Source organism: uncultured Ruminococcus sp. (assembly GCF_946415235.1).
GTDB lineage: Bacteria > Bacillota > Clostridia > Oscillospirales > Ruminococcaceae > Ruminococcus.
Genome location: NZ_CAMKRR010000079.1, coordinates 1 through 13,141, shown reverse-complemented (window position 1 = coordinate 13,141; position 13,141 = coordinate 1). Strand labels below are relative to the sequence as shown.

13 protein-coding genes are annotated in these 13,141 nt (G+C 48.8%); 3 read left to right on the top strand and 10 right to left on the bottom strand.

Annotated features, from left to right (window positions below; genetic code table 11):
- Positions 1-181: 181 nt before the first annotated feature.
- The 10 genes from nifU to trmB all read right to left on the bottom strand — a co-directional run bounded on the left by nifU (position 182) and on the right by trmB (position 9,808).
- Positions 182-598, bottom strand: coding sequence for a Fe-S cluster assembly scaffold protein NifU (gene nifU, locus Q0R37_RS12005; RefSeq protein ID WP_294754720.1), 417 nt, complete (start codon positions 596-598; stop codon positions 182-184).
- A gap of 12 nt (positions 599-610) precedes the next feature.
- A complete protein-coding gene (gene nifS, locus Q0R37_RS12000; protein WP_294754719.1) occupies positions 611-1,801 on the bottom strand; it encodes a cysteine desulfurase NifS in 1,191 nt (396 codons plus the stop codon).
- Positions 1,802-1,955: 154 nt separating this feature from the next.
- Complete coding sequence (locus Q0R37_RS11995; protein WP_294754718.1) at positions 1,956-2,516, bottom strand: hypothetical protein; 561 nt, start codon at positions 2,514-2,516, stop codon at positions 1,956-1,958.
- A gap of 176 nt (positions 2,517-2,692) precedes the next feature.
- Positions 2,693-4,267, bottom strand: a complete 1,575-nt coding sequence (locus tag Q0R37_RS11990) for an SEL1-like repeat protein (protein WP_294754717.1) — start codon at positions 4,265-4,267, stop codon at positions 2,693-2,695.
- Positions 4,268-4,294: 27 nt separating this feature from the next.
- The gene (locus Q0R37_RS11985; RefSeq protein WP_294754716.1) at positions 4,295-5,326 is read right to left on the bottom strand and encodes a hypothetical protein; all 1,032 of its coding nucleotides are present in this window, start codon (positions 5,324-5,326) and stop codon (positions 4,295-4,297) included.
- 52 nt (positions 5,327-5,378) lie between these two features.
- Complete coding sequence (locus tag Q0R37_RS11980; RefSeq protein ID WP_294754715.1) at positions 5,379-6,203, bottom strand: hypothetical protein; 825 nt, start codon at positions 6,201-6,203, stop codon at positions 5,379-5,381.
- A gap of 56 nt (positions 6,204-6,259) precedes the next feature.
- Entirely contained in the window at positions 6,260-7,402 is a 1,143-nt protein-coding gene (locus Q0R37_RS11975; RefSeq protein WP_294754714.1) for a leucine-rich repeat protein, read from the bottom strand.
- Between the two features lie 174 nt (positions 7,403-7,576).
- Complete coding sequence (locus Q0R37_RS11970) at positions 7,577-8,566, bottom strand: diaminopimelate dehydrogenase (protein ID WP_294754713.1); 990 nt, start codon at positions 8,564-8,566, stop codon at positions 7,577-7,579.
- Between the two features lie 368 nt (positions 8,567-8,934).
- Entirely contained in the window at positions 8,935-9,144 is a 210-nt protein-coding gene (locus Q0R37_RS11965; RefSeq protein ID WP_294754712.1) for a hypothetical protein, read from the bottom strand.
- Positions 9,134-9,808, bottom strand: a complete 675-nt coding sequence (gene trmB, locus Q0R37_RS11960) for a tRNA (guanosine(46)-N7)-methyltransferase TrmB (protein WP_294754711.1) — start codon at positions 9,806-9,808, stop codon at positions 9,134-9,136. The genes Q0R37_RS11965 and trmB overlap by 11 nt, the downstream gene beginning before the upstream one ends.
- Positions 9,809-10,150: 342 nt before the next feature.
- Between trmB and pyrR the strand changes: the two genes are divergently transcribed.
- Genes pyrR through pyrF form a run of 3 tightly spaced genes read left to right on the top strand, consistent with a single transcriptional unit; the run spans position 10,151 to position 12,916 of the window.
- A complete protein-coding gene (gene pyrR / locus Q0R37_RS11955; protein WP_294754710.1) occupies positions 10,151-10,672 on the top strand; it encodes a bifunctional pyr operon transcriptional regulator/uracil phosphoribosyltransferase PyrR in 522 nt (173 codons plus the stop codon).
- Positions 10,673-10,703: 31 nt separating this feature from the next.
- Positions 10,704-11,972: a dihydroorotase gene (locus tag Q0R37_RS11950; protein ID WP_294754709.1), complete on the top strand. Its 1,269-nt coding sequence runs from the start codon at positions 10,704-10,706 to the stop codon at positions 11,970-11,972.
- A 17-nt stretch (positions 11,973-11,989) separates the two neighbouring features.
- Positions 11,990-12,916: an orotidine-5'-phosphate decarboxylase gene (gene pyrF, locus Q0R37_RS11945; protein WP_294754708.1), complete on the top strand. Its 927-nt coding sequence runs from the start codon at positions 11,990-11,992 to the stop codon at positions 12,914-12,916.
- The last annotated feature ends 225 nt before the right edge of the window (positions 12,917-13,141 follow it).

Here is a 13,141-nt window from a genome sequence, read left to right as displayed (position 1 = left end):
TCAGCAAAGCTGACAGAGGGTACGTGCAGCCGTTAGCCGCGCCGTCCCCTACAAATCGCAAGTGTAATTTCGGGCGGATGATATCCGCCCCTACAAATATAAATTTTGATTTACAATTCCGAGCTGGATTTAACGACAGGAATGAAAAAGCCCCGAGGCAGTGCCTCGGGGCTGGTTGAGTTTATTCTTCGGGTTCTTTTATCTCGCCGACTATGGGTACGGGGTCAATGCCCTGTTTTGTGTAATAATCGGACAGAGCTGCGCGAACTGCCTGTTCTGCAAGTACAGAGCAGTGTATCTTCACAGCAGGGAGACCGTCAAGAGCCTCCACAACTGCCTCATTTGTCAGCTTTAGGGCGTCGTCGATAGACTTTCCCTTTATAAGCTCCGTAGCCATTGAAGAGGTGGCAACTGCCGCACCGCAGCCGAAAGTCTTGAACTTAGCGTCTGTAATGGTGTTGTTGTCGATTTTCAGGTACATTTTCATAATATCGCCGCATTTTGCGTTGCCTATCTCGCCTACGCCGTCTGCGTCTTCAATTTCACCCACATTGCGCGGATTTGAAAAATGGTCCAGGACCTTTTCACTGTATAACATAACTTTACTCCTTTATTCGTACTTTTCGCCCTTCATCATTTTCTCCCACACAGGAGACATATCGCGCAGGTGCTTTACGACTTTGGGTATCACCTCGAGGATATAGTCGATATCCTCGTCTGTTGTATCCTCTTCTATGGAAAGTCTCAGCGAGCCGTGAGCTACCTCGTGCTTAAGCCCTATTGAGAGCAGAACGTGTGACGGGTCAAGGGAGCCCGATGTGCAGGCTGAACCCGATGAAGCGCAAATACCGTTTATGTCCAGCATAAGCAGCAGTGACTCGCCCTCGATGCCTTCAAAGGAAATATTGACATTGCCGGGAAGTCTCTTGTCCCTGTCGCCGTTGAGGCGTGTATAGGGGAGTTTCAGGATATTGTCTATGAGCTTGTTCCTACGCGGAGTTATAACAGCGTTCTTTTCAGCGATATTGCGTGTTGCGATCTCTATTGCGGTTCCGAGACCAACTATTGCGGGAACATTCTCCGTACCTGCACGCTTGCCGCGCTCCTGACCGCCTCCGTGGATAAGATTGGGAAGAATGAGTCCCTTGCGGATATAGAGAGCTCCTATGCCCTTTTGGGCGTGTATCTTGTGACCCGAGAGTGAGAGCATATCTATGCCCTGCTTATGAACGTCGATATCCACGTGACCCACAGCCTGAACGGCATCAGTGTGGAAGAGAACACCCTTTTCCCTGCATATTGCAGCTATCTCGTCTATGGGCTGGATAGTACCTATCTCGTTGTTGGCGTACATGATAGTTACGAGAGCAGTGTCCTCGCGTATAGCTTTGCGGACGTCCTCTGGGTCGATGAGACCCTTGTCGCTGACGGGTACATATGTTACTTCAAAACCATGCTTTTCAAGATATTCCGTGGTGTGGAGCACAGCGTGGTGCTCGAATACCGATGTTATGATGTGCTTTTTGCCCTTTTTGGCCATGAGCTCGGCAGTGCCCTTGACAGCCCAGTTATCGGCTTCCGAGCCGCAGCTTGTGAAGTAGATCTCACGGGGCTCTGCACCGAGTGCCTTTGCAACCTTTTCGCGGGCGTCCTCAACAGCTCTCTGCGCGTCGCGTCCCAGCTTGTATATGCTTGAAGCGTTGCCGTAGCCTTCGCGGAAGTAGGGGAGCATAGCGTTCAGTACTTCCTCCGAGACAGCCGTGGTCGCAGCATTGTCGGCATATATGAACTTCTTTTCCATATATTATGATTCTCCTTAATTTATATATAACCTATCGAATAAGTATATTATATCATAACACTTCGGGTAATGCAACCTCTGTTAACCATATGAAACACAGGCGGATATCCTGCAATAAAAAATCTCCCCTCACTTGGAGGGGAGATGCGATTAATTAACAAAGAATGCAATCATCAGGATATACATAAAGCCTATAAGTTTTTGTATTTGGATAGTTTTCTAAAAACCACTTGTAATTACCAGCAATATTTTTTAATCCGTTGTTCAATGAACTATCAAAACTCTCAACTTGCTTAGTTTTATTCTTATAAACACAAATCCAAATGTTTCTTTTTACGTGATCTTGATTACAATCAATCTTGTTAGATGAATGTGCCCATATACGGTATTCACCATTATTGGACTTTTCAACTGTTATTTTATCGACAGAAACCATCGCACCCTTACCAAGTTTATGAACTTTTTTTCCATCGACATCGTCTCTCCCCCAAAGAGTGTCCTTAGTCACCTTAAATAAGAAGTTTGTTTTTTTATCTGGTTCTGTGTATAAAAATGCGTCAAAATGCTGCTTTCCAGCTTTAGCTTCAGCCTCCATAACATTAACAATAGCATTATCTGAATTCGGCTTATTAAGCGATGAAGGAACGGTTACAAGAGTTGAAAGAGAAACAGCTGCAACAGCGGTACATAATACCTTTTTGATAGAATTTTTCATTAATATCATCCTTTTAAAATAGATTTAAGGTTAATTGAGTAGCCTTACAGACGATATTATATAACAATATTTACGCTTTGTCAACAGATAAGCAATAATTTTCAGGCTTCGGCATGATATTCAGCAAAAAATGAACAGTGATAAGCAAACAAAGGGCGGATAATATCCACCCTTTGTTATATATCATAATAATCCAGCCCGTACTGCTCCGCATAGCGATACGCTTTCTGCTCATTTGCGGCAAGGTAATCGCCGCCGTACTTATAGCAGGCAACGAGTACCTCTGCGGCTTCCTTGTCACCGTCGGCAGCAGCCTTGGTGAAGTATTTTGCGGCTATAGCGAAGTTTTTGAAGGTACCCGTGCCGTTGGTATAGCAGTAGCCCAGCTCTTTTGCAGCCGCCGTGTGGTGCTGTTCTGCGGCAAGCTCAAGCATTTCCTTTGCTGTGACGGGATCACGGGCAACTCCCGCGCCGTTGAGGAGACACCAGCCGTAGGAATACTGACCGTCGGGGTCTCCCTGTTCGGCGGCCTGTCTGTACCAGTTCACGGCTTCCGCATGATCTCTGGAAACTCCGAAGCCGTTGAAAAGACATTCGCCGTAGTTGTACTGAGCCTTTGCGTGACCCTGTTCGGCAGCCTGTCTGTAATAATTTGCGGCAAGGCTCTGATCTTTGGCAGTACCGTCACCGCGCATACAGCAGCCCGCAAGGTTGTTGAGAGCGTCAAGATCGCCGTTTTTTGCGGCTTCATCGAGCATCATCACGGCGGTTATCTTGTCCTTAGGCACTCCCGTTCCCGAAAGGTAGCAGCAGGCGACGTTGTACTGAGCTGCGGAGTGTCCCTGCTGAGCGGCGAGCTTAAGCCAGTAAATGGCTTTTTCATAGTCCTGCTCGATGCCGACGCCTCTGAGATACATATTTCCGAGCTTGAACTGCGCTTCCGAGTCGCCGTTCTGAGCGTTTTTCATCAGTCCGTCAGAAGTTCCCGCGCTTGCGGAAATGCCGTAGCGGTCGGAAAAATATCGGGCTTTGGCTCTGTCTGTCGGGAAGCCCGTTCCGCCTATGGTATAGCAGCGGATGAGAGCCTTCTGCGAGTCGTAATCGCCCTGTTCCGCGGCAAGCTCGTAGTACTTTGCAGCCATTGCGAGATTTCTGTCTGTACCCTGTCCGAGGTAGTAGCAGTCAGCCAGCTTTTTCTGTGAGCTGCAGTCACCGCGGTCAGATGAAAGGGTGTACCATTTTACAGCTTTTGCGTAGTCCTGTTTAACGCCTCTTCCATAGAAAAAGCGCTCCCCGAGGTTGAAACAGGCGTCGTTGTCACCGTTCTGTGCGCGGCGGAAAAGGTTCTCGATAAGAGTATTTGAAGAACCGCCGCCCATATCCACACGGCTTTCCGACGATGTCTCGGGAGCGTTGTTTCTGAGCTGCCAGCCGAGGGAAACAGCGATACTCTGCGTTATGAGCTCCGCCTTTTCGGCGTTCAGGTATTCGCTGATCTCCGCGGCAGCGCGCTGTATAGTTTCATCGGCACTTCTGCTTCCCGAAAGGACGGCATCGTTCTCGCGTATGAAGATACTTCCTATATCCTCACTGAGCGCAACGAAGAACGCCTTGTTCTCCTTTGAAAGGCGGGGAGCGAAGTCCGAAAATGCCGAGCAGAATTTTTTATGGTCGGAAAGTATGTCTATGCCGAAATGATCTATGACTTTTTTTACGGCGTCGGTTGTTTCGCTGAGTAATTTGTTGTCCATAAAGGAGAGCCTCCGTGGTGTGATATATCAGTTCTGACTGAGCAGCGACGGGCTGACAGGCTTGTTTATCAGCTGTAAGCGCTCGTTCAGATCGTTCAGGAGCTGTCTTTCGAGCTCACGCTCCGTAGCAAGTCCCGAGTTTGAATTCAGAGCCAGCAGGCCTGCGTCCACCATTTGCTGAGCGCTGATGAAATCTCTTCTTATATTGAAGAAGTAGTATGCAAGAACGCGCTTCGCATTGGCGTCCTTATCGCTTTTTATGACATCTCCGAGTCTTTTCAGCAGCATATCCGTGAGAGCGGCATTGGGCTCTATCTCGGAGAAGAAGAATATGAGCCAGTAATAGCTGCCCGTATCCTGTACAAAGTATTCCCTGTCTATGAGGAAATTCATGGCCTGATGGGAAGGACCGCGCATACCGTCGTAGTCGCCCACAGCTGCAAGGTAGCCCATATATATCTGATAATACAGCAGACTTTCGGTCTTTGTGGGATTTTTGTATCCCAACTCTTCCACGGGCTTCATATCGAGTGAAGCGAAGCTCTCGCCCTGTCTCAGCCGCTTAAGAAGAGTATTTATGTAGCCGCCGAGCCTCTTCATGAGCACGAGGTTGGTGTAAAGGTAAATGCCAAGTGAGAAAAAGGCGTGGAAGAACATTCCCGCGGTGAATGATACTATAAGGAGGTCGGGCTTAGTGAAATGACCTGCCTTGCTGAAAACTCCGCGGAACAAAGCATATACCGCAGCTGCGGAGACAAATTTGGCAGACACAGTTACGAGCTGAAGCATATCCGCTTTTTTGTCGCTGAAGCTCTCGACGGGCTTGCGGCTGTCGAAGCGGACGTCGTACTGTATGATAGGGCTCAGCTTATGGAACGTTTTCGTCCATTTGTTGTCTGAGATAGTAAATTCCAGACCGAAAAATGAGATGGTAGTGACTCTCATACCGAAAATTGGGGCAAATATAAGATTTGCCGCGAGACCGACTAATTCTGTGGCTAAAAGTGCAATAAGGAGAAAACCTGCTGCAAACACAGCTGTTTTTTCGAGTACAGACATATAAACTCTCCTTTGCTTTTTTTAGCAGAAAAGGGCGGTATTACCGCCCCTCTTATTTGTAGATATCCATATACGTAAGGAGCTCGGCGTACATGACAGTTGAATAAGAAAGATACCACCTTCCGTCAAGCTCAACAAATCCACAGCTGTTGCCGAGAAAATCGTGTTCCTCGTTGCCGTCCTTGTAATAGACATAGCCGCAGCCGGAAGCATTGGTAAAGTGTGTGCCGAGTTGCTTATTGAAGTCCTTTAGTTCTGTCTCGCCTGTGGCCTTGAGGGCCTGCTCTGCTATGGATGTGGTCCACTGCTCGGGCGGAACGTCGGACTTTTCGGACATAATGGAATGTATCCTTTTAATAGATTCGTTAATAGCGCTTATGACCTTTGAGCGCTTGAACATGACCTGAGCGTTCTTGCCTTCGAGAAGGTCTGATTGCTCCGTGTCAAGGTAAGCATGATAGCCTTCGATCTCGTCCTCACAGAACATATCGTATACTGCGTCGGCATTTCCGTGCAGATAGGCGTCGTAATAGGCTCTTGCGGCGTCAATGCAGGTGCCGAAGCCCTTTTCCGGAGCTTCCTCAGCTTTCTGTTCTGTTGTGACGGTGGTAACAGCCGCAGTTTCGGCTGCTGTGGAGGTTTCCGCTGCTGTGGTGGTGACAGCTGTCTCGGCTGTGGTTACAGCGGAAGCTGCTGATGCTGCAGAGGCAGTATTTTTTCCTTCTGTTTCGGTCACAGAGGTGACCTCAGCCGTGGAAGCAGCCGTGGTCTCTGCTGAAGGCCTGCTTCCGTCAGTATTTTTCTTTTCGCAGCCCCATGCGGCAGCAGCTGCCGTTAAAGCCGCAAAAACGGTGATGATGCGGGGTAAGAGCTTCATATGATTCTCCTTATGTAACATAATACAATATATTATAGCTCTAAAACCCGATTTCGTCAATAGTCTTTTTTCTTTCCGCAGACCTTGCACACCTTTGTGAGCAGCTTGAAGTCGCCGCTGCAGTACTGACACTTGCCTGCGGTCTTGCGGCTCGCCACTACGGTCTCGTAGTATGCGGGGAACTGCGAGGCGTTCTCGGAAAGGTTCTGCCATGAGATATTCAGAAGATTAGGGCAGTTGTTAAAGCCGCCGCTGACCTTTTTCAGTGAAGCAGGCAGAGATATCTTTTCGAGGTTGGTACAGCCGCTGAAATCACCGATGGAAGTAGTTCCCGCAGGGATCTCAACAGCTCTGAGACCTGTACAGCCGCTGAAGCCGTCAACACTGATGACTCCCGCAGGTATCTCGATATTTCTGAGAGCTGTGCAGTTCTGGAAAGCCGAGGCGCCGATATTTTTGATGGTACGCGGTATCCCCACAGCCGACAGGGAAGTGCAGTTTGCAAAGGTGCACTCCTGGATATGGGTCACTCCCTCGGGAATATTGATCTTTTCAAGCTTTTCGCAGCCCGAGAAGGCATATTTGCCGATCTGGGAGACATATTTCGTTAATTCTATATCTGTAAGGTTCTTGCAGCCCGAGAAAGCAAAGGCACCTATATCGCCGATTGGCTCGCAGAGCTCCACTGATTCAAGCCCTGTACAGTCTGCAAACAGGGCGTCGGAGATCTCATGGAGATGAGGTGGGAGAACAACGCTCTTAAGGGAAGTACAGCCTCTGAAAGCCCATATGTCAATGGAAACTATGCTCTCGGGGAAGCGTATCTCTTCAAGGGCGGTACAGCCGCGGAAGGCATAGCCGCCTATGATCTCCAGCTTTTCATGGAACGTGATATGCCTGAGGGTCGTATTGTTCTCAAAAACGTGATTTGCAATTTTCCGCACCTCTGCGGGGATAGTTACATCTTCCGAGCTTCCCTTGTATGCGGTGAGCACACCGTCCTGAACTTCAAAATCGCTGCTCTGTTTCCTGACAGCCTTGACCTTCTTCGCAACTTCCCTGTGATGTGACTTATAATTGTTTATCGCTTTGCTGACTATGAAAGGAGTACTGCAATGAGGACACACCCAGGCGTCCTTGTTCTTATCGACTTCAACAGTTTTGCCGCAGTTAGTACACATAGCGTTAGTAAGTGCCATATTATCCCCCCCTGAAATATGTCATATTTTATATAATAATTGTACCACTTGTTCCCTGAATTGTCAATAAATCCAAAGCAAAACTCACAAAATACACAGAGAAAATTACTGCCTGTTGTAATAAGTGCATATAAAAATGAGCTGCAAAAAAGCAGCTCATCATAAAAGTTTTTATTAAAGCATTGAAGCTCTCAGTTCCTCGCCGCTGAGCTTTGAAAGGTAAGCGGGAGCGATATCGAAAGCAGTCTTGCAGCCTGTAGCGCCCTCAGCCTTGAGTCTTGCAAGAGCTCTTGCATAGCAGATAAGTACGCTTGCCGTGAACTCGGGGTTTGACTCAAGCTTGAGAGAATACTCGATCATCTGATGGGTTTTCTCACCGTCGCCTGTGAGACCGCTTCTCATAACGAAGCCGCCGTGAGGCATTTTGTTGTGCTTTGCGTTGAATTCCTCTTCGCTTATGAAGTTTACGGTCGTATCGTACTCGTCGAAGTAGTTCTTCATAGTCTTGATATCGTTCTCGATCTTAGCGAGATCAGCGCCCTCCTCGGGAACTATCCAGCACTCTCTGTGGTGCTTCTGACGGGTAGTGAGCTCGGGCTGACTGCCGCTGCGGACAGCTTCCATAGCCGACTCTATCGGAACAGTGTACTGGATGCCCTTCTTAACGCCCTCAACGCGGCGGATAGCGTCTGAATGTCCCTGACTTACGCCCTTGCCCCAGAAAGTATAGCTCTTGCCGTTGGGGAGGATGCTCTCAGCGTAGAGTCTGTTGAGTGAGAAAAGACCGGGATCCCAGCCGAGAGAGATGAAAGCGAGGTGACCGCTCTCCTTTGCGGCCTTGTCGACGTTTGCGAAGTGCTCGGGTATCCTTGCGTGAGTATCGAAGCTGTCGATAACATTGAAGAGCTTAGCCATTGCGGGAGTCTGCTTGGGAAGATCGGTAGCGCTTCCGCCGCAGATTATCATAACGTCTATATCGTTTGCCATTTTTTCGGCATCGTCTATCTTGAAGACCTTGGCACCTGCTGTGAGGGGCTTTACTGCTGAGGGATCGCGGCGTGTGAAAATGCCTGCGAGTTCCATGTCATCATTCTGACGGATAGCGAGTTCAACGCCTCTTCCGAGGTTGCCGTATCCTGCGATACCTATTCTTACTTTTTCCATGTGGAAATACCTCCTTATAATTACTGTGCTCGCCATTGAACACAGCTTAAAAACATTATATCACCTTTTTTTAGAGTTGTAAAGCTTTAAATCAAAATTTATATTTGTAGGGGCGGATATCATCCGCCCGAAATTAAATGTTCACTTTGTAGGGGACGGCGTCTCGACGTCCCTTGTAGGGGACGATGCCCACATCGCCCCGTTGATTTTACCATTGTATCACGGGCGGATAATATCCGCCCCTACAATGGGCTAACGGTACAATCATTTTTTTAGTGCTGTAAGCGATGTACGATTAACGGTGTTGTTTTAAGTGAGCGAGTTTACGAGCGCCAACGTGGCTGCGCCGCCGCTCGCTCAGCGGCAAATTATGATCTACGCTTCTTTGCTTTATGCTTGAGCAGAACAAGACCCGTGAGAGCGGCAGCCTTTGCAGCGGTCTTTGCAACTGTTTTAGGGTCGATCTTTGTACGGATATTCTGAGGTACGTCCTCAGATGAGGCGAGATTGCCCCTGCCTGCTGCTCTTACTGAGCCGCCCTCGATATGTATGCCGTGGAAATCCTTTTTAAACTCCATTCTGATCCTCCCTTATGGGCTCTGCGATGAGGAACTTTATCTTCTTTCCCTCATCAGAGAACATCTTTTCATGCTCTGTGACAAAATTCTCATAGGGGCTCTCCCCATGAAGGTCATAGGTCCTGTACTTTATCCTGAAGCCTGCCTCAGCGAAGTACTCAAAGGACTCCTCAAAGAGCTCGTCGTCGTCGGTCTTGAACCAGAGCTCACCGCGCAGGAACTTTTTATAATTCACCAGCTGACGGGTATGGGTGAGGCGGCGCTTCTTATGCTTGGCTTTCGGCCACGGATTGCAGAAGTTGATATATATGCGGTCTGCACGGTCGTTTTCGTCCCATGCCAGCTCAAGGCGCTCGATGTTCTGTATAGCTATGCGGACATTGTCGGGCTCAGCGCCCTTTTCGGCATAGGCAGCTTCCAGCTTGCGCTTTGCGAGAACGAGCATCTCATTCTTTATGTCCATTGCTATGAAGTTAACTTCGGGGTGTGCGGGAGCAGCCTGCGATATGAAGCCTCCCTTTCCGCAGCCCAGCTCCACATAAAGGGGCTTGTCGGGCTCAGCGAAGAGCTCTTTCCAGTGACCTATCTGCTTCTGCGGTTCGTGTATATAAAAGGGACAAGCCTCCAGCTCGGGCTTAGCCCATGGTTTATGACGAATTCTCATAGATTACCTCCGTGATCGTACTGATAACAATTAATTATAACACATTTTTCTGCAAATTCCAATAGTCTGCGAAAAATTTTCGTATACCGAAATGCTCTACAATCAGCGGCAGCCTTATGAGCGGCTTTTTGTAAATAAATAATAATATTACTGAAATTACTGGACAAGTGAAATGATATGTGATATAATAGATGTGTTATTTGGAACTACCCTTTAATTCGATCCCGTGAGGTCGGCAAGGCGAGTCGATTGATACTGTAATTATAACAACATAGCTATAACTATAAGTATGCTCCCTGCCGCGCGGGGAGCATTTTTTGTTTGCTGAAAGGAGAGCAGTGTATGGAGTCAAAGCGCGTAATAATGGACGATAAAGCCGTACAGCGAGCTATCGCCCGTATCTCCTACGAGATAATCGAGCGCAATAAGGGCACTGAGGATCTCTGTGTGGTCGGTATCCTTTCAAGAGGAGTACCAATAGGCAGGAGGATAGCCGAAAAGCTCTCTGAGCTTGAAAAGAACACCGTTCCCTTCGGTTCGCTGGACATAACGCCCTACCGTGACGACAGCAAGTCGGCGGGGGACGATGAACGGACGGAGATACCGTTTGATATCACCGATAAGAATATCGTGATAGTTGACGATGTAATATTTACGGGAAGAAGCTCAAGAGCAGCCATCGACGCACTGATAAAGCGCGGCAGGCCCCGTTCCATACAGCTTGCGGTGCTTATCGACCGCGGCCACAGGGAGCTTCCCATACGTCCCGATTATGTAGGCAAGAATCTTCCCACTTCACACAGCGAGGTCGTAAGGGTCTCCGTCGAGGAGATAGACGGCAGTGACGGAGTAGCGATATACTGAAATTTACACACCAACAGAAAGCGAGGAATATATGGCATCTATCCTGATAAAGAATATCCGTGCGGTCGATAACATTACGGATAAAACAACAGACGTATTCATAAACGGCGGAAAGATAAAAAAGCTCGGCACTGATATCGCAGAAGCGGCAGACAAGGTCATCGACGGAACGGGGCTTGTCCTTATGCCGGCCCTGTTCGATATGCACGTGCACCTGCGTGACCCGGGCTTTACCCATAAGGAGGACGTCCTCACGGGCTGCGGAGCAGCTCTGGCAGGCGGAGTCACGGGAGTTCTTGCAATGCCGAACACAAAGCCCCCCTGCGATAATCCCGAAACTATCCGCTATATCATCGACAAGGCAAAGGGCACGGGAGTTGACGTTTACCCCGTAGGCTGCATAACAGGCGGCATGAGCGGAAACGGTCTCTGCGACTACGAAGCCCTCAAAGCGGCAGGCTGCATATGTATATCCGATGACGGCAGACCTGTGGAGAATGCGGAAAATATGCGGAAAGCCCTTGAGCTTTCAAATGAGAACGGACTTCTTGTGGCTTCTCACTGCGAGGACCTCAGCATAATAAACGGCGGCATAATGAACAAGGGCGAGACCTCCGAAAAGCTGGGGGTAAAGGGCATGGACAGAGCCTCCGAGGACTACATAACCGCCCGTGAGATGATACTTGCTTCATCGGTGGGGGCAAGGATACATATATGTCATGTTTCCACAGAGGGAAGCGCCGCCATGATACGCTTTGCAAAGTCAAGGGGAGTGAAGGTCACCTGCGAGACTGCACCTCACTACTTCATGCTCACGGATAAGCTCCTTGAGAAGCGGGACGCGGACTACCGCATGAATCCGCCCCTTAGAACTCCCGAGGACGTAAGAGCTATAATCGAAGCCATAAAGGACGGAACCATAGACTGCATAATCACAGATCACGCTCCCCATGCGGCAGAGGAAAAGGCTGATTTTGAGAAAGCTCCTAACGGAGTTGTGGGACTTGAAACATCGCTTGCGGCAACGCTCACAGCTCTTTACCATACAGGCGAGATAAGCCTTAACAGAGTGGTTGAGCTCATGTGCATAAATCCCCGTAAGATACTTGGGCTTGATATCCCGGCCATCAAAGAGGGAAGCACTGCCGACCTCGTCATAGCCGACATAAACAGGAAGTGGACAGTAGAGCCGGAAAAGCTTCATTCAAAGTCAAAGAATACGGTGTTCAAGGGCATGGAGCTTACAGGAAAGCCTCTCGTTACCATATCAAAGGGCGAGATAAGATATAACGAATCATAATTACAGGAGGAGAAAATATGTCATTTGACAGACTTATCGAAAAGATAATCGAACTCAAAAATCCTACGGTGGTGGGACTTGACCCGAAGCTGGAATATGTCCCCGAATTTATACAGCGCCGCTACCTTGACAGTGACGGCTGGACATTAAAGGCAGCCGCCAAGGCGATATTCGACTTCAATCAGGCTATCATCGACGAGATACACGATATCGTTCCCGCAATAAAGCCTCAGGCTGCATACTATGAGATGTACGGCCACTACGGCATAAGAACTCTTGAAAAGACTATCCGTTACGCAAAGCTCAACGGAATGTTCGTTATCACCGACGGTAAGCGCAACGACATCGGCGCAACTATGGAAGCCTACACAAAGGCTCACCTCGGTACAGTGACCATAGGCGACAGCGAGATAGAGCCCTTCGGCGCAGACGCTCTCACAGTGAACGGCTACCTCGGCACTGACGGCATCGACCCTCTTATGAAGATATGCAGAGAGCGCGACAAGGGCATATATGTGCTTGTAAAGACCTCAAATCCCTCTTCGGGCGAATTACAGGATATGAAGCTTGCAGACGGACGCACCATATATGAGTGCATGGGCGATATGTGCGAGAAGTGGGGCGAGGATACCCGCGGAAAGTACGGCTACTCCGCAGTAGGTGCGGTTGTGGGAGCTACCTACCCCGAAATGCTCACCGAGCTGAGAAAGAGACTTCCCCATACGATGTTCCTTGTACCCGGATACGGCGCACAGGGCGGCGGAGCTGAGGGCCTTAAGGGCGGCTTCGACGAGAACGGCCTCGGAGCTATTGTAAACTCCTCACGTGCGGTAATGTGTGCATACAAGAAAGAGAACTGCGACGAGAGAGACTTCGCAAAGGCAGCAAGAAGAGAAGTTATCCGCATGAGAGACGATATCTGTCAGTACATCAATTTAAAATAAGACCTAATAGCTTGGAACTAAGAACTTAGATCTTGGATCTAAGCTCTTAGTTCTGTAAACGCTCTCTCCACAATGGCGTGGAACAGGGCGCAGTACATCAAAAATACGACCTCTAAAAGATTAGAAGGAGGAATATAAAATGTCATTATTCAACATGGGAGAAAAGGCTTACCTTATGCTTGCCGACGGACAGGTGTTCGAGGGCAGGAGCTTCGGTGCAAAGGG